Origin of the sequence: Cryobacterium sp. Hh7 (genome assembly GCF_004403155.1) — a bacterium.
In the GTDB taxonomy this organism is placed as follows: domain Bacteria; phylum Actinomycetota; class Actinomycetes; order Actinomycetales; family Microbacteriaceae; genus Cryobacterium; species Cryobacterium levicorallinum.
Map to the genome: position 1 here is coordinate 184320 of NZ_SOHG01000064.1, position 26894 is coordinate 211213.

Consider the following 26894-nt stretch of genomic DNA (forward strand, 5'->3'; position numbering starts at 1 on the left):
CAGTGTTGCACGCGACTTCTGTTCCGTACAGCCCTAGTGCGCCGAAAAATCGGCCCGACACAGCTTTTCGGGGGCGCCAGGCCACAGAACTCCCAGCTGCCGTGCATAACTGCGGAGATTGTCGGAACAGGATGCCCCATTTCGCGAAAAGGAGCCAATTTCGAGCAGATCTCCGCGGTTGTGAACGGGCAGCGAGCGAAATCTACGGAAGGCGGGCGAACAGCCGCGTTCCGCTGAGCGCAAGCAGCAAGCCTGCGGTAACGATGGCCGCGACGCCACCGAAATAGGCGACGACGGTGCCCAGCGTTCCGACGCTCTCGAACAGGCTGCTGTTCACCACGAGGGTAGCGACAAAGGCCAGCACGGAGACAGCACCGAAGCCGACCGACAGCCAGCGAATAACGCGAATGGTGGATCGGCGCAGGCCGATGAAGGCGGGCCACCGCGAGCTGGAGCCGTCGCCGGCGGCGCGGGGCAGCGCCCCGGCCCGCGGCCAGGCCAGCACGGCACCGGCCAGGCAGCCCCAGAAGGCAACCCAGAGCAGCCCGGCAATCACGTCACTGGGCCGATGCCACTGGTTGGCGAGCGTTGCGACCCCGGCCAGCACGGCAAAGGCGGTGCCCCAGCCGGCGACCATTGGCCTTGTGCGCGGGCTCGCCACCAGAAACACCACGAGAGCGGATGCCGCCGCCACCGTCGTATGCCCCGACGGGAAAGAGTTTCCGGCGTAGCCCTCGACGGCCAGATCGGGGCGGGCCAGGATGCCGTACTTGAGCAGCTGCGCGGTCGCCGTCGCTGCCCCGGCCGCCACCAGGGCGACGAGCAGGGTGCGCCAGTTGCGGCGCACGAGCGCGATGATCGCGGTCAGCGCGACGCCGAACACCACGGCCACATCGGGCACAGAGTCGAGCACCCGACCGGTGAACGGGGTGATGCTGCGGCGGCCGAATTCGGCGCCGTTATAGGCGAGCTGGTCGGACTCCTGGCCGGCATGGCCCCGCACGAAAAATAGGTAGAGACCGACGAATACGAGCGCGATCAGCGCGGCTCCGGCGAGGTAGCCATACGCCCCCTGTAGCGGAGCGTTCGGTTTGGATCTGGTGCGCACGGTCAAGCATGCCACAACCGGCTGGGAGCCCGAGCGGGTCGGCCTAGAGCGGCCACGTCTCCGGAACAAATCGCAGACCAGCCAGCGCGCCGCGCCGGCGAGCCCCTTTCCCGGCCAGGAACGGCCGGACCGTGGCCCCGAGCACCCGGGACTCGCCTACCGGGTCGCGAGCACGACCTTGCCGCGCAGGTGCCCGGCCATCAGGTGGCGGTAGGCGCCCTGCACCTGCTCGAGCGGGAACACCCGGTCGATCGGCAGCACGATCTCCCCGCTCCCGATCAGCGCGGAGAGGGCACGGAGGTCATCAATATCCGCGGCCTGTCCGCCCACCTCGGCAATGCCGGCGCCAGCCCGGTGGCCACGCGCGGCGATCGTGTTGATCCGACCGCCGGGAACGCCCAGCTCGAGTGCCGCATCGATGGTCGCGGCGCCGTTGTAGTCGCGGGCGGCGGTCACAACCGGCGCGGCTGCTCGTCGTGCACGATGCTCAGAACGCCTGGGCCACCAAATTCCTCAATGCGTACGTATCGAGCCATGCGGCCAGCCTGGGGTACGAATCCTGAGAACGATTCAATAACGGCACTTGCCCATTTACCCCGCCCGATGCAGGATTAAGGTGTGGCGTACACCGGTTGTTCAAGTACGTCTGATCGAATAGTGTCAAACATCGCGAAAGCGCGCCAGCAAAGCGCGTCCGCGACAAACGAATGGACGCTCCGTGAGCTTTCGAACGGCTGAATACCCCCGGCCGGATCATTTCCTGTTACACCTGAGCGACACCCACCTGCTGGCGGGGGGCTCGAAACTCTATGGCAGCGTCAACGTTGAAGCCCACCTGGCCGAGCTGTTCGCCGAGGTCGAGGCCTCCGGAGCCCAGCCAGAGGCCATCGTCGTCACCGGTGATCTCGCCGACAAGGGTGAGCCCGGCGCCTACCAGCTGCTGCGTCAGATCGTGGAGCCGGTCGCTGAGCGTCTCGGCGCCCGAATCGTCTGGGTCATGGGCAACCACGACAATCGCTCGGCTTTTCGCACCGAACTGTTCGGTGAGGTGGCCAGCGACGCGCCGATCGACCGGTCCTGCGACCTCAATGGCCTGCGCCTGATCACCCTCGACACCTCGGTGCCCGGTCACCACTACGGAGCCGTGACCGACCAGCAGCTGCAGTGGCTCGCTGAAGAGCTGCGCGTACCGGCCCCCGACGGCACGATTCTGGCGATGCATCACCCGCCCATTCCGAGCGTGCTCGACCTGGCCACCGCCGTCGAGCTGCGCGACCAGGACCGTCTGGCCGACGTGCTGCGCGGCACCGATGTGCGCAGCATCATTGCCGGCCACCTGCACTATTCATCGATGGCTATGTTCGCCGGCATCCCCGTGTCGGTAGCGTCGGCCACCTGCTATACCCAGGACCTCAACGTTCCCATCGGCGGAACCCTCGGGCGTGATGGTGCCCGAGCGTTCAACCTGGTGCACGTCTACCCCGGCACGGTTTTGCATTCCGTGGTTCCGCTCGGCCACTACCCAACGCTCGACTACGTGGATGCCGCCGAAAGCGCGCGTCGTCTGCGCGCTTCCGGCGTCGAGATCACGCCGTCGGAAACTCTGCCTGCACTGCGTGAGCCGCCCATGACACGGCCGATTCCGGTTCTGCACTAGCAGCCAGGCTGGCCCGTTCCCACGGTGCCACGATGGGAAAGTACAGGTTCAGGAACTCGGTGACCGCGGCGCGCCGCGCATCGGGCGTGATTTCCGGGTGGCTGCCGTCATTGAGACAGAACATGTCCTGATCGCGGCGCTTGCGCAGATGGTTCATCTGCCGCAGGGCGATGCGCAGGGTCGTCTCGATGTAGAGCGATCGCACCTGCGTCTGCGCGACCGCACGCCCGGTCATTAGAGCGTAATAGTGGTACAGCGAGTTGGTGACCGAGATGTCGGTCGCCGAGCGGAACCGGCTGGCTGCCGTGCGGCTGAAGTCCGCGGGGAACTCCTGTTCCAGCTCGAGCAGTACGCTCTTGCGCATGGGCGCGGGCGTGTGCTCGAGGTGGCGGGTCGTGACCTTGCCGAACCGGCCACGCAGCAGCGCTCGGTTCACGCGCGCGGCGTTCTCAAACCCGCTGCGGGTCGGGTCGTTCTCGCCAAGTCCGATTCGAGTGGATGCCTCCACGAACTTGGTCACTCCGCCCGGTGAGAAGAACAGTTCAGGGCCGACCGGGCGGCCGAAGAACATGTCGTCGTTGGAGTAGAGAAAGTGCTCGGCCAGGCCCGGAATGTGGTGCAGCTGGCTTTCGACGGCGTGCGAATTGTGGATGGGCAGCACGCTCGTGTCGACGAAGAAATCTTCGCTGCGCATGATGGTGACGCGGGGATGCTCGGCAAGCCACGCCGGAGCCGGTGAATCGGTCGCGATGAAGATGCGTCGAATCCACGGGGCAAACATATAGACGCTGCGCAGCGCGTACTTAAGCTCGTCGATCTGGCGAAAACGGGCATCCGAATCGTCGCCCTCGCCGATGACATAGGCCTTCATCCGCTTGGCGCGTTCCCGCTGGAACTCGTCGCTCGAGCCGTCGACCCAGCTGAAGACGAGGTCGATGTCGAACGTGACATCACTGGCCAGATCGTCGAACATATTCTGCAGGGTCAGCCAGGTGCGCCCATACAGGTCGATCGTGGTTTCGCGGGCCTCGGAGCGCGGCAGCCGGGTGCGCATAAGCGCGTTTTCGACCGGAGCGACGATTTCGTCCTCGCCAAAACGCCACAACTCGAACTGGAACGCTGTCTGGGCTCCGTAGCGCAGGCGTCCGATCGGTTCGATGCGCGGGCGGTAGACCCGAAAAACGCTGGACTTGCGCAGCATGGTGAGGGCGCCGTCGGCGAGGAGAAACTGCTGGTTCACGTTGCCGCCCTGCGGCTTGGCGTAAAAGGGCTCGTTGGCGAACGCCTCGCTCAGAACCTGAGTGATTTCCTTGCGACGCTTGCGGTCGACGGCGATGACCGGACGATTGTGGTCGCCGCGTACCAGCAGAAAGTCGATTCCAGCGCGGGTGAGGGCGTCGTAGACGGCAAGGAGGTCCTTGACCATGGACTCGTGCGGCGTGTAGTGGCCGTTGATGAGCGCGATCTCGCCCTTGCGCACGACGACGTCATCACGGTTGAAGCGGCGGGTGCGGGCATCCGGTGTGATCAACACCAACTCGGGCACACTGCTGAGGGAGAGAGTCGGGATCAGGCCGGTGTTCGTGGGCGGCTCGGGTTCGCTCGAGTCGTAGCCGACGGAGTCGGAACGAAAAGCGTCGGTGTCAAAAATGTCACCGCCGAAGGAATCGGGGTAACCGTCTTCTGGGGGTTCCGTGCGCGCATCCGGTTGTGCGTCTGGAATATCGAGTGTCGCCATGGTCCTCCTTGAAAAAGTGGAGCACTCAAACGCGGGGCAATTCGTGCCTGCGCCGGGGAGTGCGGCCGAAAAAGCCGGCGTGAACGCTGCTCTGCCTGTGTCTCGAACAGCTGACTCTCAGTATGGTGCCGCCGAGATTCTCGATGAGCGACCAGCGGCCGGTGACACGCAGGGGCGTTCACCTCAGTGTACGTCCCTGATGCCGGTAGTTTGCTGCACCCGCGCGACCGCGGGTGGCCTGCGAAACGGATGCTGCGGCATCCGTTTCGCACAGTCGGTGCACGTTAGAGGGCGGAGATGCCGAACAGGCCGATAATCAAGGCCATGAGCAGAATGGTCACGAGTTCGTGGGCCAGGTTGAGCACGGTGAGGCCGGCCGGGCGGCGGTCGAAGGCGTCGTGGGTGACCATGCGGGCCGCGGTGAATCCGGCCCAGAGGATGAGCCCGGTGAGCAGGGTGTTGAACAGAAAGTTGCCGCCGTAGAAGTTCTGGGCGATCGCCGCGGCGCCGGCCAGCACGGAGGCGGTGACGAAGCTGACGAAGCTGACGATGACCGTGATGATGATGGCGCCGGTGCCGCTGCCCTTCATGCTTTCCTGGGTGTGTCCGACGGCTTTCATCCAGTACCGGCCGAAGACCGCGCGGGTGTACCAGATCGAGCCGACGACCATGCTCGATGCGGTGGCCAGGAGCACGGCCCAGATGTTAATTTCGGGAACCATGAGGGATCCTTTCGACTGGTCCTGAACGTGGGGCGTAGGCGGTATCCCGATGTTAGTGCTTGTGTGGCCCGCCCAATTGTTGCTGTTCAGCGGCAATTTTGGCCAGAAGCGCGGCGGTGGCGTCGATCGGCGGCAGTTGAGCCGGGTCGGTGACCGGCAGTTGGCAGACGAAGTCGCGGCAGAGGTACGCGGTGGGCTGGCCGGTCTGCGCTGTTCGAGCGGCAAAGAGGTCGAATCCGGCGTCGGCGAAGGCGCAGGCCTGCGATTCGGTCACGGCGACGACGACGTCAGCCGGATGGCGCCGGGCGAGGTCGAGCAGGGTGGGGTTGAAGCCGATGGCGCCGTGAGCGGTGGGTTCGGGCTTGGTGGGGTCGGCGCGGACTCCGTCTGGCTCGTCTGGCTCGTCTGGCGAGACGATGACGAGCTGCTGGATCGGGGCGTTGAGCGCGTCGAAGAGGCGCAGCGCGGCGCCGAAGGCGAGCGGACGCTGCGGAGCGAGGGTGGCGACCAGGCTGAGTCCGGCCGCCGCGGCTCGGCGGTAGCGGTCGTCGCCGGTGAGCTGGTGGAGTAGTACGGCCGCGTCGACCGTGGCGGATAGTCCGGAGGGGTAGGCGCCCTCCGACGGGTCAATGGCGCTGACCAGGCCCTGCGCGGTGAGTACGGTATCCGAACCGTGCGGCGGGCGAAAAGCGGGGCTCGATGCCGTCGTGCTGACACCGGGGTCGGTCACTGCACCGGCCCGATCAGCAGCGTCGGTGGTGTCCGATAGCGTTCTGTCGAGCAGGTGACGAGCCTGGGTGGCGTATGTGACGTCACCGGTGACGAGAGCAAGTTCAAGGAGTCCCCGTGAGTACATGCCGTAGTCCTCCAGCGTGGCCTTCGCATCCGAGGAACGTTCGCCGGAGGCAGATCCGCTGACGGAGGCCCGTACCAGCGTGCCATCAGCGCGCTCGTGGTGCACGCGCAGATAGTCGGCCGCGCGGCGGGCGGCGGCGATCAGGTCGGGCTGGTCGAAGGCGAAGCCGGCTCGGGCCAGTGCTTGGATGGCGAGGCCGTTCCAGCCGGTGAGTACCTTCTCGTCGCGGGCTGGCGGGGTCTGCCGGAGGCGGTCGCTGGCTTCGAGGGCGTAGTAGCCGCCCTCGACCCGCTGGCCGTCGACTGTGCTCTCCGAATCCTGGGCACTCGCGAAACCGCCGCTCGGCAGCTGCATCACGTCGCAGAGAAAGCGTGCGATTCCCTCGGCGACGTGGCGTGCCCACGGCGCTTCGGTGAGCATCCAGGCGCTGGTGTAGAGGCCGAGCAGTTGGGCGTTGTCGTAGAGCATGCGTTCGTAGTGCGGATCGCTCCAATCGCGATTGACGGCGTACCGAAAGAAGCCGCCCTCGATCGGGTCCCGCAGGGGTGACGCTCCCATGAGTTTGAGCGTGCGCACGGCGAGCTCGGGGCCTGGGTCGTCGATCCCACCGTGCCCGAGCAGAAAGGAGAGTGCCGGCGCCACCGGAAACTTCGGCGCGCCGCCGAAGCCGCCGAACGAGGCGTCCTCGTAGGCGACCAGTTCGGCCACCGCCTGGTCGAGCCGGTCGGCATCGGGTCCAGCACCGGGCCCACCGCCGGACGCGGAGCCGACTCCCGCGGCCAGGTCACGCGCCGACTCGGCGAGCATCTCTGCGACCCGAGCCGCGCCCGCCGTCAGGTCCGCGCGGCGCGTGACCCAAGCATCCGTCACCGCGGTCAGTACGTCGCGAAATGACGGATGCCCCGGCTGCCCGACCGGCGGAAAGTAGGTTCCGGCATGAAAGGCCCGGCCGTCGGGCGTGACGAACACGTTGAGCGGCCAGCCGAGCCCGTCGATAAACGCGCTTGCCGCGGCCAGGTAGCTCGCGTCGACGTCGGGGTGCTCCTCACGGTCGACCTTGATGCTCACGAAGTGGGCGTTGAGGTACTCCGCGATGGCCGGGTCGCTGAAGCTCTCCCTGGCCATGACATGACACCAATGGCAGGTGGAATAGCCGATCGAGACGAGCACCGGCACGTCCCGCTCGCGCGCTTCGGCGAAGGCCTGCTCGCCCCAGCCGAACCACTCCACCGGGTTGTCAGCGTGACTGCGGAGGTAGGGACTGATGGCGTCGGCGAGGTGATTAGGCATGTTCCATTCTGCTCCCGCTTGGCCAATTCGAGCGATACGGGCCTAAACGACGCCGAGCAGTGCACTCCGGCGGCGTTGTACCCGCACCCAGACGATGAACCCGATGATGGTGAACGCCCCGTAGAACAGATACAGCACGGCGGAGGCGTAGTAGCCGGCGCTGATCAGCAGCGGCACCCCGACTACGTCGACGGCCACCCAGATCAGCCAGAACTCGGTCCACCCCTTGGCCATACCGTAGGTCGCGAGCAGCGAACCGGTGAAGATCCAGGCATCTGCCCAGACCGGTTCGAACGAGCCGAGCGCACGAAAAATCGGGGTGAGAACGAGGGTGCCGCCGATCAGCCCAGCGGCAAGCAGAATGCGGGTGCGGTTGCCAGCCCAGTGCGGCGCGACGGCAACGTGCACGGCGGAATTGCGGCTGCGCTGCCACTGCACCCAGCCGAAGATCGACACGACGATGAACATGATCTGACGGCCGGCCTGCCCAAGCAGGTTGACCGGGTTCGGCGTCCCGAACACGGCGCCGAGGAACACTGTGAACAACAGCACGTTACCGACGATCCCGACCGGCCAGGCCCAGATCTTGCGGCGCATGCCCCCGACGGCGCTCGCAATTCCGAAGGCGTTGCCGATGACCTCGCGCCAGAGAATGGTCTGGGTGCCAAGCTGCAGCTGCGCGTCGAATAGCCATTCAATGGGATTCATGGGATCTTTTCTGCCAAACGGCACGCACTCGCGCACCGGCGCGGGGAAAACGCAGCACATCCCAATGTACGCCGCTGACCGGCGGAATCTGGCCGGTGACGCAGCAGTGCCCCCGCAGGCCAACGGTCACGCTGGGGCACTGCCTTCAAACGGATGCTGAGGGCTAGTTCACCTCGTGAAGGTGAGCCGAGTCGCGGGCCAACCCGCCGCGCTCCCGCGACCTGGCTAGTTCACCTCGTTGGGGTGAGCCGAGACTCGGCCGGCGCGCTCGAGCGCGGAGATCATGGTCACCTCGGTGTGGGTCAGTTCGAAGTCGAACACGTCGAAGTTCTCCGTCATGCGCGCGAGGCGGTTCGACTTGGGGAACAGAATGTTGCCGATCTGCAGGTGCCAGCGAATGACGACCTGCGCTGGCGACTTGCCGTGCGCGTCGGCAGCATCCGCTATCACCTGCTCGTCGAACAGGGGGTACTTGCCTTGGCCGAGCGGGCCCCAGGCTTCAATGTTGATGCCGTTTTCGCGAGCGAAAGCGATGACCTCCGGCTGCTGGTGTGCCGGGTGCAGCTCGATCTGGTTGACGGCGGGCACGATGCTGGTCTCGTGCAGCAGCCGGTCGAGGTGCGGCACCAGAAAGTTGGACACGCCGATGGAACGGGCACGGCCCGACTCCTGAATCTTTTCGAGGGCCTTCCAGCTCTCGACAAACTTGTCGTTGGCCGGAGCCGGCCAGTGAATGAGGTACAGGTCGACGTAGTCGAGGCCCAGCTTCTCGAGGCTCTCCTCGAAAGCGTCAAAGGCTGATTGGGTGCCCTGACGGTCGTTCCACAATTTGGTTGTGATGAACAGCTCGGAACGGTCGATGGCCGAAGCGGCGAGTGCCTTGCCCACACCCTCCTCGTTACCGTAGATGGCAGCGGTGTCGATGTGGCGGTACCCGACCGACAGCGCGTCGGCCACAATGCGGGTGGTTTCGTCGGGCTCGACCTTGAACACGCCGAAACCGAGCTGAGGAATCGTGTGGCCGTCGTTGAGGGTGATGGTGGGAACAGATTTCGTCATCGCCCCAGCCTATAAGCCGGGGTCCTCGACGCTCTCTCCCAACCCCCAATGTTCACTGACCGCGAAAGCGCCCGCGCTGGCCAGCACGGGCGCTTTCACGTCGCGGGTGGGGGCGAAGTAATATTGAGACTTCATGGAAACGCTCAATATCACCTTCCCGCCCGAACTGCCGGTCAGCCAGCGTCGGGAGGACATTGCCCGCGCCATTCGTGACCACCAGGTCGTGATCGTCGCCGGATCGACCGGGTCGGGCAAGACCACCCAGCTGCCCAAGATCTGCCTCGAGCTCGGCCGCAAGAACATCGGCCACACCCAACCGCGCCGGCTCGCCGCGCGCACCATTGCCGAACGCATTGCCGAGGAGCTCGGCCAGGAGGTCGGGCAGCTCGTCGGCTACCAGGTGCGGTTCACCGACAAGGTCGGTGCTGATACCCGCATTAAGTTGATGACCGACGGCATCCTCTTGAATGAAATTCACCGCGACCGGATGCTGCGCAAGTACGACACGATCATCATCGACGAGGCGCATGAGCGCAGCCTCAATATTGACTTTCTGCTCGGGTATTTGCGGCAGCTCCTGCCCAAGCGCCCCGATCTCAAGCTCATCATCACCTCGGCGACGATCGACCCGGCCAGTTTCGCGAAGCATTTCGCGGCCGCCGACGGTACCCCGGCGCCTGTCGTCGAGGTGTCAGGGCGCACCTTCCCGGTGGAGATTCGCTACCGCCCGCTCGTAGCGGAGCCCGGAATAGACGACGATGATGACACGACGGATGCCGCTCCCCCGGTTGACCGCGACTACATCGAGGGCATCACCACCGCTCTCGACGAGCTCGAGCGGGAGTCGAATGGTGATGTGCTGGTCTTCCTTTCCGGCGAGACCGAGATTCGCGACGCCGCCGACGCGCTGCAGGGCAAGTACGCCTCCTCGGCCAGCCGCAATCCTACCGAGGTGCTGCCGCTGTACGGCCGGTTGTCGTCGGCGGACCAGCACCGGGTGTTCCAGCCGTCGACCGTGGCCGGGGTCAAACGACGCATCGTGCTTGCGACCAACGTGGCCGAGACCAGTCTGACTGTGCCGGGCATCCGTTATGTCATCGACGCCGGAACGGCGCGGATCAGCCGCTACAGCGTGCGGTCCAAGGTGCAGCGGTTGCCGATCGAAGCGATCTCGCAGGCCTCTGGCAACCAGCGCAGCGGCCGCAGCGGCCGCACCAGCGACGGTATTGCGATTCGGTTATATTCCGAAGAAGACTATATGCGCCGCCCGGAATATACCGAGCCGGAGATTCTGCGCACTAACCTCGCCGCGGTCATTCTGCAGATGATCTCGCTCGGCCTCGGCGATATTGCGTCGTTCCCGTTTCTGACCCCGCCGGACAGCCGCAATATCAAGGACGGCCTCGACCTGCTCGCCGAACTCGGCGCCATCGAGGCGGAGGGTACCGGTCGCACCAAGAGCGGTCGCCGCCCGGTTGAAACGGATGCCGCCCCCGCCGCCGGCCCGGCCACCCCGCGCCTGACCCGCATCGGCCAGCAGCTCGCGCAGCTGCCGATCGATCCGCGCTTTGGCCGCATGGTGATCGAGTCGAAAACGCAGGGCACCAGTAGGGAAGTCATGGCGATCGTTGCCGGGCTGACCATTCAGGATCCGCGGGAGCGCCCGCTCGAACGGCGCGCGCAAGCCGACCAGTTTCACGCTCGGTTCGCCGACCCGACGAGCGATTTTCTCAGCCTGCTCAACCTTTGGAACTACCTGGAGAAGCAACAGTCCGAACTCGGCTCGAGCGCCTTCCGTCGACTGTGCAAGAACGAGTACCTGAACTACCTGCGGGTGCGCGAATGGCAAGACGTCTTGCGCCAGTTGCGCCAGCTCGCCAAGCCGCTCGGCCTGCACCTCGGTGAACCGAGCGCCAACCCCGACGGCGTGCACCGGTCGCTGCTGGCCGGGCTACTCTCGCACATCGGGCTGAAGGACGTCGCCAAGAAGGATTATGTCGGTGCCAGGCAGCAGCGCTTCGTGCTGTTTCCCGGCTCAACCCTGGCCAAGAAGCAGCCGAACGCGGTGATGAGCGCCGAACTGGTCGAAACCAGCCGGTTGTTCGCCCGCATGAACGCGGTCGTCGACCCGGCCTGGGCCGAACCGCTCGCCGGCAACCTGTGCAAGCGCAGCTACTCCGAACCGCACTGGGAGATGAAGCAGGGCGCCGCCGTCGTCTACGAACGGGTCACCCTGTACGGCGTACCGATCGTGGCCCGCCGCCGGGTGCAGTTCTCCCGGATCGACCCGGCGTATGCCCGCGAGTTGTTCATTCGGCACGCGCTGGTCGAGGGCGAGTGGGACCGCGCGTCTGGACCGCAGTCTGCCTCGGCCGAGAAGGAAGCGGATCGCGGCTCCCGCGGACCATCCCGCAACGAACGCGTCAGCATCTCAACCGACGGCGGCGACGCCAGCGGTGGGCGCGGCGCTGGCCGCGCCCCCGCCGTTGGCTCGAGCGCCAGCCGCGGCGGACGTCCCGGCCAGACGGGCGACCCCGGCATGTGGGCGTTCGAACGGGCCAATGCTCGGCTGCGGGAGGAACTGGCCGAGTTGGAGGAGCGCACCCGGCGCCGGGACATCCTCTTTGATGATGAAGCGGTGTTCGACTTCTATCAGCGTCGCATTCCGGCCGATGTGTCGTCGACCAAGAGCTTCGAGGGCTGGTGGCGCACTGCCCGGTTCGATACCCCCGACCTCCTGACCATGACCGCCGACGCGCTCGTCGCCGAGGACTCCCCCGAGATCGACGAGGGGGTCTTTCCGCCAAGCTGGCAGCAGGGCGACCAGCGTCTGACCCTCGGCTACCGTTTCGAACCCGGCGAAGAAGACGACGGCGTGACCGTGCGCATTCCGCTCGCGCTGCTCGCCCGCCTCTCGCCGAACGGTTTCGACTGGCAGGTGCCCGGCCTCCGCGCCGAGCTCGTGACCGCCATGATCAAGTCGCTGCCGAAAAGCATCCGGCGCAATGTCGTGCCCGCCGCCGACTGGGCAGCTCGGCTGCTCGGCGAGCTGCCGAGCGAGCCCGGAATCGTGGAGGCGCTGCCGACGCCGGTGCCGCAAGGCTCGTTCGCCGAGACGCTCGCCGCGCTGATTCAGAAGCTCACCTATGTGCCGGTTTCCGCGCGCGACTTCGAGCTGGGCCGGGTTCCGTCGCACCTGCGCATGACCTTCGTCGTCACCGACGAACGTGGGCGCACGGTCGCCGCCGACAAGGACCTCGCCGACCTGCAACGGCGGCTCGGTACCCGCGTTCGGGAGAGCGTCGCGAAGGCGACGAGCGCTGCGGCTCCCAGCAACGCGATCGAGCGCGGCGGCATCACCACCTGGGATCTCGGCGAGCTCCCGCGCTTTCTCGACACGAAGCAGGGTGACAACACGATTCGCGGGTATCCGACGCTGGTCGACGATGGGGCATCCGTTTCTATTCGCATGATGAGCACCGAGCTGGAGCAGGCGCGCGCGCTGCCCCGCGGGGTGCGCCGGCTGCTGCTGCTGGCGACGCCGTCGCCGGCCGCGTATGTGCAGCAGCACCTGACCGCTGCCGAGAAGCTTTCGCTCGCGACCAGCCCGTATAAGAGCACGCAGGCCCTGTTCGAGGATTGCCTCGCCGCCGCGGTTGACGACGTGCTGTTTCGTGTGCGACCCGACGGGCAGGTGTTCATGAAGGCCGAGTTCGACACCATTCGCGACCGGGTCTCGGGAGTCGTGATGGACTCCATGTTCGAAACGGTCGGCCTGGTCGCCCGCATTCTGACCGCTCATCGACAGGCCGACAAGGCGCTCAAGGCCGCGACCAGCATGGCCTTGCTGCCCGGAATCAGCGATGCCCGCCAACAGCTGACGGCCCTGGTCTACCCAGGATTCGCCAGCGAGACCGGCCTGGCCCAACTGCGCCACCTGCCGCGCTACCTCAGCGGAATCAGCGCCCGGGTGCCGAAACTGGTCGACAACCCCAGTCGCGACCGGGTCTGGATGAACGAGACCCAGGCCGCGACCATGCGCTTCGAGAATGCCGGCGGCACGATGCCGCTCAAAGCGGATGCCGCGGCGCCGGTCCTGCGCGCCCGCTGGATGATCGAGGAGCTGCGCATCAGCCTGTTCGCGCAGGAGCTCAAGGCCGCCGAATCCGTGTCGCTGCAGCGCATCCAGAAGGTGCTCGCCGGGTAGTTTGCCGCTACGGCCGTATTCTGCGGCCCGGGCCCACCTTACGCAACCGGGCCCATGATCTATCATGGGCCTACTTTCCGGGCCCGGGCCCGGAAGGCAATGGAAGCGAAGCCGACGGGTGGCGGCACTGTCCGGCCCCACGCGTTGGACTATCGAAGTGCACGCACCGGTAACTTTCTGCGGCCCGGGCCCACCTTACGGAACCGGGCCCATGATCTATCATGGGCCCGGTTTCCGGGCCCGGGCCCGGAAAGTAGAGAGCGGGGGCTAGAGGACCTTGGAGAGGAAGGCCTGGGTGCGGTGGTGCTGGGGGTTGGCGAGCACCTCGGTGGGGATACCGCTCTCGACGACGACTCCGCCGTCCATGAAGACGAGCGAGTCGGCGACCTCGCGGGCGAAGCCCATTTCGTGGGTGACCACGATCATGGTCATGCCATCGCGGGCCAGGCCCTGCATGACGTCGAGCACTTCGCCGACGAGCTCGGGGTCGAGCGCGCTGGTCGGCTCGTCGAACAGCATGAGCTTGGGCTCCATCGCGAGGGCACGGGCGATCGCGACCCGCTGCTGCTGGCCGCCGGAGAGGTGCGCGGGGTAATAGTCGGCCCGTTCGGCCAGCCCGACCCGGGCCAGCAGGGCGCGGGCGTTGGCCTCGACCCCGGCCCTGGACAGGCCCTTGACCCGGATCGGCGCTTCCATCACGTTTTGCAGCGCGGTCATGTGCGGAAACAGGTTGAAGCGCTGGAACACCATGCCGATATCCCGGCGCTGCCGAGCGGCCTCCTTGGGGCGCATCTCGTAGAGCTTGTGGTTGGCCTCGCGGTAGCCGATGAGCTCACCGTCGACGCTGAGGCGCCCTGCCGAGACCACTTCGAGGTGGTTGATGCAGCGCAGGAACGTGGACTTGCCGGATCCGCTCGGCCCGACCAGGCACATGACCTCGCCGCGCTTGACCTCAAGCGAGATGCTCTTAAGCACCTCATTGGAGCCGAAGCTCTTGGAGACACGGTCGGCGACCACCATGGGCGTCTCAATAACAGCGGACATCAGCGGTCCCCCTTCGGCGAATCGGTCGGCGAATCGGTCGGCGGCGTTTCGAGCGGCAGCTGCGGCGGCAGGACCACGGTCGGTTGGCCGCTGCCGACGACATGGGTGACGCCGGTCGTGACGCCCGTGATCGACGAGGTGGCGTCATCCGCTTTCTTGTTCGGACGACGGTCACCGATGCCGCGGGCGAACCGCTTCTCGAGAAAGTACTGACCAACCATGAGAATCGAGGTGAAGAACAGGTACCAAATCGATGCGACGATGAGCATCGGCACCGTCTCGAAGGTGATGGCGGCAATGTCGCGCGAGCGCGTGTAGAGCTCGAGCGTGAAGGGGATGGCGACCACGAGCGAGGTCGTTTTCAGCATCGAGATGACCTCGTTGCCGGCCGGTGGAATGATCACCCGCATCGACTGCGGAACGACCACGCGCACCATGGTCTGGAACCAGCTCATGCCGAGGGCCTTGGCCGCCTCTTCCTGCCCACTGTCCACCGAGAGCAGGCCGGCGCGCACGATTTCAGCCATGTAGGCGGCTTCGTTGAGGGCCAGTCCGATGACTGCGAGGATGAAGGCGCTCAGCGCGACCCGGGTCGGGAACGATACCAACGGTTCCGTGAACGGCAGCCCGATGTCGATCGACTGGTAGATCGTGCCGATCAGGCCCCAGAAGGCGAGCTGAACGTAGACCGGGGTGCCCCGGAAGATCCAGAGGTACACCCAGGCCATGCTATTGACCACCGGGTTGGGCGACAGCCGCATGATCGCCAGGGTCACGCCGAGAATGATCGCGATGACCATCGAGTAGACCGTGAGCTGCAGGGTGACGAACGCCGCCTGCGAGATGCGCTGGTCGAACAGATACTTGCCGACGGCTGGCCAGTCATAGGCTGGCCGCATCGCCGCATCGGCGATGAAGAGCGCAACGAGCAGCAGTAACACGACCGCGAAGGTGTTGCGCCACGGGTGGCGCAAGCGAATCGCCTTGATTCCGGGCTCCGTCTTGCCGCCGGGCGCGGCCGTGTTCGTCATGATGCGGGTCGCTTATTCTCTAGCCGTTGGATGCGGCGTTGATGGTGATGGTGTCGATGCCACCGTCGGTGACTCCCCACTCGGAGAGGATCTTGCCGTAGGAACCGTCGTCAACCATGGACTGCAGGGCAGCCTGCACGGCTTTGGTCAGTTCCGAACCCTTGTCGACGGTGATGCCGTACGGCGCCACATCGAAGCTTTCGCCGGCGGGCTCCAGCTTGCCCTCGGCCTTGGAGATGGCATACAGGGCGACCGGCGAGTCGGCGCTGAGGGCATCAGCCTTGCCGAGCACGACCGCGTTGGTCGCTTCGTCCTGCGATGGGTAGGGCAAAACCTCGATTGCCTCCAGCCCGGCGGCGGCACAGGCCGCGTTCTTGGCGGGAAGTTCGTCGGTGTGCTCAACCGTGTTGGCCTGTACAGCGACGGCCAGGCCGCAGGCGTTGTCGGGGTCGACGGTACTGCCGACGGGCGCGGCCCAGAGGATGCCGGCGTTGAAGTAGTTGACGAAGTCGACCTGCTTCTCGCGTTCGAGGTTGTCGGTGAACGAGGATTCGCCGATGTCGACGGTGCCGCCGGTGATTTTGGGAATGATGGTGTCAAAGGACGCGATCTCGTACTCGGTGTCCAGGCCGAGCTTGGCCGCGATGCCGTTGGCGAGTTCAATGCCCCAGCCGATCGGTGCGCCGGACTCGTCCTTGTACTCGTTCGGCGGGTACGCCGCGTCGGTTCCGATAATGAGCACGCCCGCGCTCGCAATGGATTCGGGGAGCAACGCGACGGCTGCGGCATCCGCTTCGATCGTGGTTCCGGAGTCTGAGGGCGTCGTGGCGGTCGTGGTGGTGTTGTCGACACAGCCGGTCAGTAGCAGAACGGCGGTGGCGGCGAAAGCCGGAACGATATAGCGTGCGCGCATGGCACTTCCTTCTTGATTTGGTCGAAAATGCGCGGATTCTACGGTGAATCCACACGCGAGTAAGACCTAACGATCCTAGTGCAACCGCAGCCGACTGTTTTCGAGCCCCTGGAATTCAAGCGGTTTTGACCAGCGGATGCTGCGGATCTATCGTCAAAAGGTGCCCAACCTGAGACCGAACATCCTGTACACCTCACCGACCGACCCGCTCGCGGCAGCGCTGGTGGCCGAACTCTCGCGGGAGTATGACGAGCGCTACGGCCTGAACAACGGGATTCCCTCGTCGGTCGAGCTCAGCCGGTATCCGGCCCGGCGCTTTCAGCCGATCGATGGCGGCACCTTTTTGCTGCTCGTCGAGAACGGAAAAGCGGTTGCCGGCGGCGCGTTCATGCGGGGCGAGAATGATTCCGTCGAGGTGAAGAGAGTCTGGACGCACTCCGCGCATCGCCGCCGTGGCCTGGCCCGCCAGGTGATGGCCGAGCTGGAGGCCGAGGCGGGGCGGCGGGGCATCCGTTCTATTGTGCTGACCACGGGAGCACGACAACCCGAGGCGGTGGCGCTGTACCTGTCGCTCGGGTATGAGCCGCAGTTCGACCTTGACGACGATTGGGAATCGATCGGGTATTTGGAGTTTCGCAAGCAGCTCGCCGTGGTCGACGAGCAGTTCAGCTAGAACATGCTGAATACGGAATATGTGTACGAGGCAGCCGATTCGGCGGCTTCGAGCAGCTGCACGGTCTGGTCGACGACCTCGGTGAAAGGCAGGTTGTGCGCCAAGAGTGTGCAGAGCGGGCACCAGCCCGGTGGTTGACCGGCCAGCCGGGCCCTGCAGCTGTGCGGCGTGCAGCGCCTCGATAGCGAGAATCTCAAGCAAGAGCGCGACGACCCGGTCGGCCGCATTCGAGAGCCGGTCCTTGCCCGAACCACCGGGGTTGCGTCCTTCGAGCTTGACCAGCACCCGGGCCGGCAGCCCGGCGGCGAGCACCCGCAGCTCAACCAACGGGGTATTACCCACAAGGTCAGCGACACTCGCGAGCACGTCTTCGCGCAGCGGTTCTTCCGCGGACGGTATCGGTGCCGCGAGGTGCCCGGTACTGCTCACCTCTCCATGGCAAATCTCCCGGCGCACACTGACCCCAGGGGTGCGACTATTGCCGGCACGCCGAAAACGGATGCCGCGGCGCCTGCTGGCTTACGCTGCATCCGTTCTGAGAAAAGTTACTGAATAGCGGCGGAGAGCAGGGCGACGTAGTCGTCGAGTCCCCAGCTCAGCGAGAGTCCGGTGGGCGGAGAAACGGACGAGATGAAGGCCGCGCCGACCGGGCTTGCGACCGTGCCTGCCTGCACCTGCGGCATGGCCTGGGCGTAGCTCGCGTTCAGGAACGCGTCGGACTCTTCCTGGGTGGAGCCGAAGTTGACCAGCAGGTCGCTGTCGAGCTGGTCGAGCTGCTCGTAGCTGAGCGTGTAGTAGAAGCTCGCCTCGTCGGTCGCGAGGTCGTCGACGGCGGGAGCGCTGACGAAGCCGAGGTCGAGGGTGAAGTCGACGCGCGGGTCTTCCTTCTTATAGATGTAGAAAGTTCCGGCGCTGTCGCTGGTGAGGGCGATGGTCTTGCCGGCGAATTCGGGGTGCGCGGCAGCCTGATCGGCGATTTCGGTGTCGATCGATGCGAGCAATTTGTCGGCCTCATTGGTCTTGCCGAGCGCGGTTCCGGTGATTTCGATCAGTTCGCGCCACGGGGTGGCCCAGGCGTCGCCCGGGTAGGCGACGACCGGGGCGATCTCGCTGAGCAGGTCGTATTCCTGCTCGGTGATGCCGGAGTACGCGGCGAGAATCACGTCCGGCGCGGCCGCGGCGATGTCTTCGTAGGGCGGCTCCTGGGTGTCGGGCAGAATGACGGGCATCTCTTCGCCTTCGAGCGCCTCGTTAATCCACGGCAGCACGCCGTTTTCATCGCCGGCGTAGCTTTGGAACGGCATCGCCACCGGAGTCACGCCGAGCGCGATCGCGTCGTCGGCGCTGCCCCAGCCCCAGGTCACGACGCGGGTCGGCTGCTCGTCGATCGTGGTTTCGCCGAACGCGTGCTCGATAGTGACGGGAAAGCTGCCGGATGCCGCGGTGTCCGCGGCAGGGTCGGTCGCGTCATCCGCGGCGGCCGTGCAACCGCTCAGGGTCAGAGCGAGAATGCCGGCGGCGGCAGCCAGTGTGACGGTGAGGCGTCGGGACACGAAAATCTCCAGTTCGTCGGGCGCGGGCGACATTCTCGCCCTGCTTGATAAGGGTAGCCTACCCTAAATTCAAACGCGTTCGATTTGTCGGGATTCGGGCGCGGCCTCTGGGACCGCTGTCGGAGGGGCAGCAGGCGCAGCGCTGGGGACAGCGCTGTCCGACCCTGAAGCCGGCGCCCGGCCGTGGAACCGACCGATCGGTACGACCATGGGCGAGCCGCAGACCGGGTCGGGTCTGATGAGCGCCTCGAGGTCGAAGGCCTCGCGCACGATCTCGGCCGTGAGCGTCTCGGCCGGCGCGCCATTGGCGACGATGCGTCCAGCCCGCATAACGACAAGGTGATCGGCATAACGGGCGGCCAGGTTGAGGTCGTGCAGCACCATCACAACGGTCGTGCCGCGCTCACGATTGCGTTCGAGCAGTAAGTCGAGCACCTCAATCTGGTGGGTGACATCGAGAAAGGTGGTCGGTTCGTCGAGCAGCAGAATCTCGGGATCCTGCGCAAGCGCCATGGCAATCCAGACGCGTTGGCGCTGGCCGCCAGAGAGGTCCTCGAGGCGGCGGGAGGCGAGCTGGTCGGTGTTGGTGGCGGCCATGGCCGCGGCAACGGTCTCTCCGTCGGTGCTTGACCACTGCCGAAACCAGCCCTGGTGCGGGTAGCGTCCACGCCCGACGAGGTCGGCCACGGTGATGCCGTCCGGGGCGACCGGCTGCTGGGGCAGCAGGCCCACGACGGTCGCGACTTTCTTGCCGGGGAGCGCGGCGATGTTGCGACCATTCAGGGTGACCTGGCCGGCATCCGGTTTCAGCAGCCTGGCGAGGCCCTTGAGTAGCGTGGATTTGCCGGAGGCGTTGGCCCCGACGATGACGGTGATCGCGCCGGGAATCACCTCGAGGTCGAGGTTGTCGATGATGCGGGTCTGGTCGTAGCCGAGGCTGACGCCCTCGGCGCGCAGGAGCTGGGTCATCAGGCGCCCTTTCCGGTTGTATTGCTGGTGGCGAGCAGCCAGAGCAGGTAGGGGGCGCCGATCGCGCCCGTGATGATTCCGGCCGGCAGTTCGAGCTGCCCCGGCAGCAGGTGTTGGGCGGCGAAGTCGGCGACCGTGGTGATCAGCGCTCCGATCAAGGCGGCCGAAATCAGGGCGAGCCCCCCGGAGCCAACGATGCGACGGGCGATCGGCGCCGCGACGAACGCCACAAAGGCCAGCGGGCCGACCGCCGCTGTCGCCGTCGCGGCGAGGGCGACCGCGATCACGAGCAGCACGAGTCGGGTGCGTTCGGCGCCAACGCCGAGGCTCGTCGCAAGATCGTCACCAAGCTGCAGGGCGCGCAGGCGGCCACTCAGCAGCCGAATGATGGGCAGCAGCACGAGCAGCACCACGGCGACGACCGAAATATCCTGCCAGCGGGCACCGCTCACACTGCCGACCAGCCAGAGCAGGGCGCCCTGCGCGTCATTCAGGTCGGCGCGGGAGAGCAGATAGCCGAGCAGCCCTTGCACCATGAACGCGACCCCGACACCGATCAGCACAAAGCGGTAGCCGACGACTCCGCCGCGCCAGGCCAGCAGATAGATAGCGCAGGCGACGATAATGGCCCCGGCAAACGCCGCGAGCGAGGTGGCGACGGCACCGAAGCCGAGAATGAGCATGCCGAACACTGCCGCGGCGCTCGCTCCCCCGGTCACTCCGATAATGTCCGGGCTCGCGAGCGGGTTGCGCAACACGGTCTGGAACAGTGCGCCCGAGATTGCGAACGCCACGCCGACGAGCACGGCGAGGGTCAGCCGCGGCAGACGCAACGACAGCACGATGAAGTTCTCGCTCTGCGTTCCCTGCCCGGTGAGCGTGCGCAGCAGGTCGGGCACGCTGAGCGAATACGCTCCGATCGCGAGGCTGAAGGCACCGACGATGACGAGGGTACCGAGCAGCCCGAGCACGATCCGGCGCTCGCGTCTGCGGAGCTGCGCGCGCGTGTGGGCCAGCAGCGGTGCGGCATCCACTGCTTTAACGGACGCTGCCAAAACGGATGCTGTCGTCAGGGCCATCACAGGCCGGCCAGTTTCACTCGGCGCACGAGCGCAATGAGTACCGGCGCGCCGAGGAAGGCGACGACGAGGCCGGCCTCGATTTCGCCGGGCTGGGCGATGATGCGGCCGAGCACATCCGCCGCGACGAGCAGGGTGGGGCCGAACAGCGCGGAGAACGCGATAATGAGGCGGTAGTCCGGGCCGGTGATCCAGCGTGCCACGTGCGGCACGGCGAGTCCGACGAACACAATCGGGCCGGCCATCGCGGTCGCCGAGCCGCACAGCAGCACGATCGCGACGGCGCAGACGATGCGAGCGGTGACCAGATTTTGGCCGAGACCACGGGCGAGATCGTCCCCGAGGGCGAGGGCATTGAGCATACGGGCGGCCACGATGGCGAGAATCGCGCCGACCAGAATGAAGGGGGCCAGCGGCAGGGCGGCGTCGAGGCCACGCGCGACGAGGGAGCCAGCCGCCCAGAACCGGTAGCGGTCGAAGGCCTCCGAGTCGGCCAGCAGCACGATGGTAATGAGCGAGGTGAACGCCGCCGTCAGCGCGGTTCCGGCGAGGGCCAGCTTGACCGGGGTGGCGCCTTCACGGCCGAGCGAGCCGATCAGATAGACGATCGTCGCGGCCACCGCGGCGCCGATAAAGGCGAACCAGACGTAGCCGAGCGCGGTGGTGACGCCGAACCAGCCGATGCCGGCGACGACGAACAGGGAGGCGCCGGCGTTGACGCCGAGCAGACCCGGGTCGGCGAGCGGGTTGCGGGTGACACCCTGCATGAGGGCCCCGGCCAGGCCGAGGGCCAGGCCGGCGAGCAGTCCGACGACCGTGCGCGGCACGCGCAGGTCCAGGATGACGGTGCGGTCAGTCAGCGCAGTGTCGGTCAGGGTTCGATCGGGGTCGATCAGGGCGTCGAGCACGGTGCCGAGGGCAATCTCCCGGGTGCCGATGACGAGCGACGCGGTGATGGTCAGAACGAGCAGCGCGAGCGCGAGGGCGAAGCCGATGACGACGCGGCGCGGCCGGGTTCGGGTTCGCTCCGGCCGTGCCAGAACCAGGGTCACTGAGCTTCGGACCGGCCGAGCCGCCAGTAGCCCATGAAGGCCACGCGCTTTCGGTCGATGCCGGTTTCACTCACCAGAAAACGGCGCAGCAGCTTGATCATGCAGGATTCACCCGCGAGCCAGGCGTAGAAACCAGTGCCAGCTTCATCGTTGGGCGATTCCCAGAGTAGATCGCAGTCCACGTCGATGTCCGCCCAGGGCTGCGGGGTGGCGGCGACCGCCGTCTTGACGAGCGAACGATTGTTCGCCACCCAGCCGCGCACCGCGGCGTCGAGTCGCTCACCGTGCGGGGCGGTGTCGCGAGCCAGCCAGGTGATTTCGCAACCGGCGGGAAGGTCGAGGGGTAGGGCATCCGCTTCGGTGGGCACTTCGATGAAGGCGCGCGCGCGGCGGCCGGCCGGGAGACTCTCGAGGATGCTGCAGATGGCTGGAGCTGCGGTTTCGTCGCCGGCCAGCAGCAATTCGGTCGCCTGCGCCGGGTGCCAGTCGAGGCCGATGGCGCGGCCCGGGCTGCGCTCGTCGGGCCCGATGATGAGCACGTCACTGCCGACCGACGCGGTGTACAGCCAGCGCGCGGCCGGGCCGAGCGGGCCGTGACCGTTGTGGGTGACGAAATCCACGTCGATTTCACGCAGTTCGGGGCGCACGGCGCGAACCGTGTAGGTGCGAAACGGGTTGCGATCGGCGTCCGGCAGCGCGCGCCAGCGGGCGTACCAGCTTCCGTCGGCGATGGTGGACTCGTCGTTTGCACCAATGTCGGACAGGCCACGGCCGGGCAGCGGCAACACGATCTTGACCCTCTGGTCGAGCCCGGCGGTACTGAAGGTGTCAAACTGCTCACCGAAGAAGGTCACCCGAGTGAAATGCTTACTCAGGGAACGGATGCCCACTACCGTGGCCCGATATGGTCGATAGGCCGGACGATCCAGGACCGCGGTCGCACTCTCGTTCGGTAAGGTAAGCATTGCCTTAGTATGGCATGCCTTAGCTGGGGTTTGTCCAGCCTCGCAATTTTCGCGGTCAGCTGCCCGCCCCGGTTTTCAATCGGCCCCGCCGTAGACTGAAATCGTGAAAAGCTACTGGACCCTTCTGCGCACGCCCGGCGTATCCCGCCTCATCGCTGCGCAGTTGACGGCCCGTTTTCCCTTCGGAATGCTCTCCCTCGCTTTTCTCATTCACATTGAGCGGATCTTTGATTCCTACGGCGCGGCCGGACTGGTTCTCGGTGCCATGAGCATCGGTCAGGCCATCGCCGGGCCGCTCACCAGCCGACTGATGGGCCGACTCGGCATGCGCCCGGTGATCATCGCCACCATGTTCATCTGCGCGGTGTCGATCATCGTGATGGCACTGATTTCGCTGTCGGTCCTGAACCTCATGCTGATCGGATTCGTCGCCGGCCTGTCCACCCCGCCGATTCAACCGGCCGTGCGCACGATTTACCCCAAAATCGTCAACTCCCGCCAGCTCACCCCGCTCTTCTCGCTGGATGCCTCGGCGCAGGAGATCATCTGGGTGCTCGGCCCGGTGATCGCTACCTTCGTGGCGCTGCAGGTATCGACGACCGCGGGCATCCTGCTCGCCGCATTCTTCCTGGTCGCCGGCGGAATCTGGTTCGTCGCCCTGCCCGAGGTAGGCCGGGTGCGCATCCCGCGCAGCCGCCGCAAGCTCGGCGTTGTACTCAAAAAACCCGAGGTGCTGCTCAGTACGGTCGTCGGTTTCACGCTCGTCGCCGCCTGCGCCGCGGTCGAAGCCGGTGTGGTTGCGGTGTTCGGCCACGGCAGCGCCGACGCCGGCTGGGTGCTCGGCATCTTCGCGATCGGTTCGCTCATCGGCGGCCTGGCACTCGGACACGCTCCGATCGGCCCCTGGGCCCTCGCCACCCGCATGCTCATCGTCACCATCGGGTTAATTCTGGCCAGCCTGTGGCTCACCTTTTGGTGGCTCTCCCTCGCGCTACTCCTGGCCGGGGTCGGCATCGCGCCCGCCTTCGCTGTTCTTTTCGGCATCGTCTCGGCGAGCGTGAAATTCAGCGACACCGCCGAAGCCTATGGCTGGGTCGGTACCGGCCAGCTGATCGGCGCCGCCATGGGCTCCGCCATCGCCGGGTTCTCGATCGACCATTCCGGCCCGGTGTCGGCGATCTACGTCGCCGCCGGTTTCGCGGGCCTCGGCTGCATCATCCCAGCGCTCGGCCGCCGCTGGCACCCGGACCTCCGCGGGCGCGACATCAGCCCCATTCCCGACACCGAGCCCATCCAGGTGCAGGTCTCGTAACATTGAGGGATGACTTCCCTCACGCTCAATGACGGCCACGTGATTCCCCAGCTCGGTCTCGGGGTATACAAGGTAGCGGATGCCATCGCCGCCGACACCGTGCAGGTCGCGCTCGAGGCCGGGTACCGTCACGTCGACACCGCAGCACTCTATGAGAACGAGGTCGGCGTCGGGCAGGGGCTCGCGCGTTCCGGGGTGCCCCGGGAGGACGTGTTCGTCACGACCAAGGTGTGGAATGACCGCCACGGCTACGACGAAACGATGAAGGCCTTCGACGAGAGCCTGGCCAAGCTGGGCCTGGACTACGTCGATTTGTACCTGATCCACTGGCCGGCACCGCAGCAGAATCGCTACGTCGAAACCTATCGCGCCCTCGAGGCCCTGCGCGCCGACGGCCGGACCCGCTCGATCGGGGTCTCGAATTTTCACCCGCACCACCTCGACCGACTCCTGGCCGAAACCGACGTCGTGCCGGTGCTCAACCAGGTGGAGTTGCACCCGTGGCTGCCGCAAACGGAGGTTCGCGCTTATGACGCGGCCCACGGCATCCGTACCGAAGCGTGGTCGCCTCTGGCCCGCGGGCGCGCAATCGGCAACCCGATCCTCGATGCGATCGGCGCCCGACACGGCAAATCAGCCGCGCAGATCGTGATCGCCTGGCACCTCGCGCTCGGCAACATCGTCATTCCCAAGTCGGTCACCCCGGCGCGCATTCGCGCCAATATCGACGTGTTCGACATTGTGCTCGACGACGACGACCTCGCGGCTATCGCCGCGCTCGAAACCGGCGAGCGCACCGGCACGGACCCCGACGACCTCGACTGAACTAGAGGCGATCGGCCGACGTATTACCAGCGCGGGTGGATCTGCTCCCGCAGGAGCCGGTCATAGATGTCCTGAACGCCCTCGTTGAAGGCGAGGTCAAGCGGTTCGGCTACGCCGGCAGTCGCGTTTCCCTGCGCCTGGGCGACCGAGCGGGCTCCCGGAATGACGGCGCTCACCCCGTCGATCTGGGCTACCCAGGCCAGGGCTGCCTGGGCCGGCGTGAGGCCGACCGGGGCGAGGGCGGCAAACTCGGTCGCGGCCTGCAGGCCGACCTCGAAGTCGACGCCGGAGAAGGTCTCCCCGACGTCGAAGTGGCTGCCGTCCCGGTTGAAGTTGCGGTGGTCACTCTCGGCGAAGACCGTGTCGGCGGTGTATTTGCCGGTCAGCAGCCCGCTGGCCAGCGGAACCCGGGCGATGATGCCCACCCCGGCGGCGCGTGCGGCCGGCAGCACCTCGTCGAGCGGCTTGAGGCGAAAAGCGTTCAGGATGATCTGCACCGTGGCGACGCCGGGGTGGCTGATCGCGGCGAGGGCCTGGTCGCAGGTCTCCACGCTCACCCCGTAATAGGCGATGACGCCCTCGTCGACGAGGGTGTCGAGCGCGTCGTAGACCTCGCCGGAGTCGAAGACAGCGCTCGGCGGGCAGTGCAACTGCACCAGGTCGAGAGTGTCCATGCCGAGGTTCGTGCGGGAGCGGTCGGTCCAGGCGCGAAAATTGGCGAGCACGAAATTCTCGGCCAGCTGTTCGACTCGGCGGCCCATCTTGGTGGCCACCGTAATTTCCGCGCCGAGGGCCTCATTGGCGAGAAATTGGCCAATCAGCCGCTCGCTGCGGCCGTCGCCGTAGACATCCGCTGTGTCAAAGAAGGTGACACCGGCATCAGCGGATGCGGCGAGCACGCCGGTCGCGTCGGCGTCGGATACCGCTCCCCAGTCCGCTCCGAGTTGCCAGGTACCCAGGCCGATCACGGAAACAGTGCGGCCGGTACGTCCGAGGGTGCGTTTTTGCATATCCCTAGCTTAGGCACCCGCCGCACATCGCTGCCGCACCATTTGGCCGCCGGCCCGGCTACGGGCGCCACCCCCGCGACCGGAGCGCAGCATCGACGGCGCCCTGCACCCACTCCTTCGTCGAGCCCTTGCGCACGGTGATGACCAGCCACCCGGCCTCGCGCAGGTCATGCAGGCGTTCGGCATCGCGGTTGAATTGCGCCGTATCAGTGCGGTGCTGCTCGCCGTCGTACTCCACGAGCACTTTGTAGCGAAAATAGACCAGGTCGCCGCGAACGCGTCGTTTGCCGCGCGGCAGGGGAATGTCCCGGTTCGTTTCGGGTTCAGGAAAGCCGCACATGACGAGGAACAGACGCAGGAACGTTTCCCTTCGGGATTCCACCCGCGGCCGAATCATCGCCTCGGCCGCCCGCAGACGCAGAGCGCCACGATTCCCCGCATACTGCACCACCCGCGCGGCAATCTCGGGGGCGGTCGCCAGTCCAAGCTCCGGTCGCAGCAGGTGATCTCCGGCCGCTACCAAATCATTCAATTCCAGAACGGATGCCAGTTGGCACCACGCCGAAATCGGCTCGAGCACCGGCAGCCCCGCCACGCTGCGCACTCCCGGGGACGTCGCCACACGATGTCCGTTGACCCCGGCTAGTCGCAGAGTCCGATCCGGGTCGATCACCGATACGTGAAGAAGCGGGTCGGCCTCCAGGTCGGCCGGCAGGGGCATGCCGTGCAGGCGGGCAGCTGTGGCGTGGCTGAAGAAGGCACCCGCAGGCATCCGTTTGTGAAGTGCCCGACAGCGGTCATTCAGGTTGTGAACGGTGCCAGCGGCAACACACACACCCCAAAACGGATGCTCTACATCGCGTGACCGCAGGCGCTTGGCCGAGACACCTGCCGCCCGGGCCGCTCCAAAGGTGAACGCGCCGGAATCGAAGCCGGGAGGAAGAGGAGTTTGGATGTGCATGGCCTGAGAGTGCCACGAACGGTGACCCACCCGACGGTTATCCACAGGGTGCAATGGGTCGGGCGCCACTCCACAGGGTCGCCCGGGGAAGCGCGCCACTCCACAGGTCAATCTCGGCCGAGCACACGCGAGGTGCCACCTTTTGCCCCCTGACCACGGCCC

23 protein-coding genes are annotated in these 26894 nt (G+C 66.2%); 6 read left to right on the top strand and 17 right to left on the bottom strand.

Translation table 11 applies throughout. The features are described 5' to 3' along the window. Positions 1-202: 202 nt before the first annotated feature. Both E3T43_RS17330 and E3T43_RS17335 read right to left on the bottom strand, forming a co-directional pair. Positions 203-1108, bottom strand: a complete 906-nt coding sequence (locus tag E3T43_RS17330) for a phosphatase PAP2 family protein (RefSeq protein WP_166791369.1) — start codon at positions 1106-1108, stop codon at positions 203-205. A 156-nt stretch (positions 1109-1264) separates the two neighbouring features. Further along, on the bottom strand, positions 1265-1564 hold the full coding sequence (locus E3T43_RS17335; protein ID WP_166791370.1) for a zinc-binding dehydrogenase: 300 nt from the start codon (positions 1562-1564) through the stop codon (positions 1265-1267). Positions 1565-1826: 262 nt separating this feature from the next. On the opposite strand from E3T43_RS17335, the gene E3T43_RS17340 reads away from it, so the two are divergent. Further along, the gene (locus E3T43_RS17340; RefSeq protein WP_134473326.1) at positions 1827-2765 is read left to right on the top strand and encodes a phosphodiesterase; all 939 of its coding nucleotides are present in this window, start codon (positions 1827-1829) and stop codon (positions 2763-2765) included. Here the strand turns inward: E3T43_RS17340 and E3T43_RS17345 are convergent. The 5 genes from E3T43_RS17345 to E3T43_RS17365 form a co-directional block, all read right to left on the bottom strand. After that, entirely contained in the window at positions 2695-4503 is a 1809-nt protein-coding gene (locus E3T43_RS17345; RefSeq protein ID WP_134473327.1) for a stealth family protein, read from the bottom strand. The genes E3T43_RS17340 and E3T43_RS17345 overlap by 71 nt on opposite strands. A gap of 284 nt (positions 4504-4787) precedes the next feature. Beyond that, a complete protein-coding gene (locus E3T43_RS17350; RefSeq protein ID WP_134473328.1) occupies positions 4788-5225 on the bottom strand; it encodes a DUF1761 domain-containing protein in 438 nt (145 codons plus the stop codon). A gap of 52 nt (positions 5226-5277) precedes the next feature. Continuing rightward, a complete protein-coding gene (locus E3T43_RS17355) occupies positions 5278-7371 on the bottom strand; it encodes a thioredoxin domain-containing protein (protein WP_134473329.1) in 2094 nt (697 codons plus the stop codon). Between the two features lie 42 nt (positions 7372-7413). Beyond that, entirely contained in the window at positions 7414-8079 is a 666-nt protein-coding gene (gene pnuC, locus E3T43_RS17360) for a nicotinamide riboside transporter PnuC (RefSeq protein WP_134473330.1), read from the bottom strand. A gap of 225 nt (positions 8080-8304) precedes the next feature. Next, positions 8305-9138, bottom strand: coding sequence for an aldo/keto reductase (locus E3T43_RS17365; protein ID WP_104133302.1), 834 nt, complete (start codon positions 9136-9138; stop codon positions 8305-8307). A gap of 133 nt (positions 9139-9271) precedes the next feature. Here E3T43_RS17365 and hrpA point away from each other — a divergent pair, with 133 nt between their 5' ends. Beyond that, a complete protein-coding gene (gene hrpA, locus E3T43_RS19405) occupies positions 9272-13345 on the top strand; it encodes an ATP-dependent RNA helicase HrpA (RefSeq protein WP_241979065.1) in 4074 nt (1357 codons plus the stop codon). A gap of 267 nt (positions 13346-13612) precedes the next feature. Here hrpA and E3T43_RS17380 read toward each other — a convergent pair whose 3' ends face one another. The 3 genes from E3T43_RS17380 to E3T43_RS17390 are packed head-to-tail and all read right to left on the bottom strand — an operon-like array spanning position 13613 to position 16333. Further along, complete coding sequence (locus E3T43_RS17380) at positions 13613-14365, bottom strand: amino acid ABC transporter ATP-binding protein (RefSeq protein WP_166787452.1); 753 nt, start codon at positions 14363-14365, stop codon at positions 13613-13615. A 23-nt stretch (positions 14366-14388) separates the two neighbouring features. Beyond that, positions 14389-15420 carry an amino acid ABC transporter permease gene (locus E3T43_RS17385; RefSeq protein ID WP_134473331.1) on the bottom strand — a complete coding sequence of 344 codons (1032 nt, stop codon included), beginning with the start codon at positions 15418-15420 and terminating at the stop codon, positions 14389-14391. Between the two features lie 19 nt (positions 15421-15439). Beyond that, positions 15440-16333 (bottom strand): ABC transporter substrate-binding protein, encoded by an 894-nt coding sequence (locus E3T43_RS17390; RefSeq protein WP_134473332.1) that lies wholly within the window; start codon positions 16331-16333, stop codon positions 15440-15442. 160 nt (positions 16334-16493) lie between these two features. On the opposite strand from E3T43_RS17390, the gene E3T43_RS17395 reads away from it, so the two are divergent. Then, the gene (locus tag E3T43_RS17395; RefSeq protein WP_241979066.1) at positions 16494-17006 is read left to right on the top strand and encodes a GNAT family N-acetyltransferase; all 513 of its coding nucleotides are present in this window, start codon (positions 16494-16496) and stop codon (positions 17004-17006) included. A gap of 168 nt (positions 17007-17174) precedes the next feature. Next, a complete protein-coding gene (locus tag E3T43_RS19805; protein ID WP_166791371.1) occupies positions 17175-17558 on the top strand; it encodes a hypothetical protein in 384 nt (127 codons plus the stop codon). Here E3T43_RS19805 and E3T43_RS17405 read toward each other — a convergent pair. Genes E3T43_RS17405 through E3T43_RS17425 form a run of 5 tightly spaced genes read right to left on the bottom strand, consistent with a single transcriptional unit; the run spans position 17552 to position 22624 of the window. Next, positions 17552-18592: an iron-siderophore ABC transporter substrate-binding protein gene (locus E3T43_RS17405; protein ID WP_134473333.1), complete on the bottom strand. Its 1041-nt coding sequence runs from the start codon at positions 18590-18592 to the stop codon at positions 17552-17554. The two genes, E3T43_RS19805 and E3T43_RS17405, sit on opposite strands and share 7 nt — an antisense overlap. Positions 18593-18628: 36 nt before the next feature. Next, the gene (locus tag E3T43_RS17410) at positions 18629-19528 is read right to left on the bottom strand and encodes an ABC transporter ATP-binding protein (RefSeq protein WP_134473334.1); all 900 of its coding nucleotides are present in this window, start codon (positions 19526-19528) and stop codon (positions 18629-18631) included. Next, a complete protein-coding gene (locus tag E3T43_RS17415) occupies positions 19528-20607 on the bottom strand; it encodes an iron chelate uptake ABC transporter family permease subunit (protein ID WP_134473366.1) in 1080 nt (359 codons plus the stop codon). Before E3T43_RS17415 ends, E3T43_RS17410 begins: the two co-directional genes overlap by 1 nt. Continuing rightward, on the bottom strand, positions 20607-21659 hold the full coding sequence (locus E3T43_RS17420; protein ID WP_134473335.1) for an iron ABC transporter permease: 1053 nt from the start codon (positions 21657-21659) through the stop codon (positions 20607-20609). The genes E3T43_RS17415 and E3T43_RS17420 overlap by 1 nt, the downstream gene beginning before the upstream one ends. Further along, positions 21656-22624 (bottom strand): siderophore-interacting protein, encoded by a 969-nt coding sequence (locus E3T43_RS17425; RefSeq protein ID WP_134473336.1) that lies wholly within the window; start codon positions 22622-22624, stop codon positions 21656-21658. Before E3T43_RS17425 ends, E3T43_RS17420 begins: the two co-directional genes overlap by 4 nt. Before the next feature lie 103 nt (positions 22625-22727). Here E3T43_RS17425 and E3T43_RS17430 point away from each other — a divergent pair, with 103 nt between their 5' ends. Both E3T43_RS17430 and E3T43_RS17435 read left to right on the top strand, forming a co-directional pair. Further along, complete coding sequence (locus E3T43_RS17430; protein ID WP_104133311.1) at positions 22728-23936, top strand: MFS transporter; 1209 nt, start codon at positions 22728-22730, stop codon at positions 23934-23936. 9 nt (positions 23937-23945) lie between these two features. Continuing rightward, complete coding sequence (locus E3T43_RS17435; RefSeq protein ID WP_134473337.1) at positions 23946-24761, top strand: aldo/keto reductase; 816 nt, start codon at positions 23946-23948, stop codon at positions 24759-24761. Between the two features lie 23 nt (positions 24762-24784). On the opposite strand, the gene E3T43_RS17440 is transcribed toward E3T43_RS17435, so the two are convergent. After that, on the bottom strand, positions 24785-25771 hold the full coding sequence (locus E3T43_RS17440) for an aldo/keto reductase (RefSeq protein WP_134473338.1): 987 nt from the start codon (positions 25769-25771) through the stop codon (positions 24785-24787). A gap of 58 nt (positions 25772-25829) precedes the next feature. Further along, entirely contained in the window at positions 25830-26732 is a 903-nt protein-coding gene (locus tag E3T43_RS17445; protein ID WP_134473339.1) for a hypothetical protein, read from the bottom strand. Between the last annotated feature and the right edge of the window lie 162 nt (positions 26733-26894).

Coding starts and splice junctions, on each gene's coding strand:
- E3T43_RS17345 (WP_134473327.1), bottom strand. CDS start 4,503: ATGGCGACACTCGATATTCCAGACGCACAACCGGATGCGCGCACGGAA.
- E3T43_RS17350 (WP_134473328.1), bottom strand. CDS start 5,225: ATGGTTCCCGAAATTAACATCTGGGCCGTGCTCCTGGCCACCGCATCG.
- E3T43_RS17355 (WP_134473329.1), bottom strand. CDS start 7,371: ATGCCTAATCACCTCGCCGACGCCATCAGTCCCTACCTCCGCAGTCAC.
- pnuC (WP_134473330.1), bottom strand. CDS start 8,079: ATGAATCCCATTGAATGGCTATTCGACGCGCAGCTGCAGCTTGGCACC.
- E3T43_RS17365 (WP_104133302.1), bottom strand. CDS start 9,138: ATGACGAAATCTGTTCCCACCATCACCCTCAACGACGGCCACACGATT.
- hrpA (WP_241979065.1), top strand. CDS start 9,272: ATGGAAACGCTCAATATCACCTTCCCGCCCGAACTGCCGGTCAGCCAG.
- E3T43_RS17380 (WP_166787452.1), bottom strand. CDS start 14,365: ATGGTGGTCGCCGACCGTGTCTCCAAGAGCTTCGGCTCCAATGAGGTG.
- E3T43_RS17385 (WP_134473331.1), bottom strand. CDS start 15,420: ATGACGAACACGGCCGCGCCCGGCGGCAAGACGGAGCCCGGAATCAAG.
- E3T43_RS17390 (WP_134473332.1), bottom strand. CDS start 16,333: ATGCGCGCACGCTATATCGTTCCGGCTTTCGCCGCCACCGCCGTTCTG.
- E3T43_RS17405 (WP_134473333.1), bottom strand. CDS start 18,592: ATGTCGCCCGCGCCCGACGAACTGGAGATTTTCGTGTCCCGACGCCTC.
- E3T43_RS17410 (WP_134473334.1), bottom strand. CDS start 19,528: ATGACCCAGCTCCTGCGCGCCGAGGGCGTCAGCCTCGGCTACGACCAG.
- E3T43_RS17415 (WP_134473366.1), bottom strand. CDS start 20,607: ATGGCCCTGACGACAGCATCCGTTTTGGCAGCGTCCGTTAAAGCAGTG.
- E3T43_RS17425 (WP_134473336.1), bottom strand. CDS start 22,624: ATGCTTACCTTACCGAACGAGAGTGCGACCGCGGTCCTGGATCGTCCG.
- E3T43_RS17435 (WP_134473337.1), top strand. CDS start 23,946: ATGACTTCCCTCACGCTCAATGACGGCCACGTGATTCCCCAGCTCGGT.
- E3T43_RS17440 (WP_134473338.1), bottom strand. CDS start 25,771: ATGCAAAAACGCACCCTCGGACGTACCGGCCGCACTGTTTCCGTGATC.
- E3T43_RS17445 (WP_134473339.1), bottom strand. CDS start 26,732: ATGCACATCCAAACTCCTCTTCCTCCCGGCTTCGATTCCGGCGCGTTC.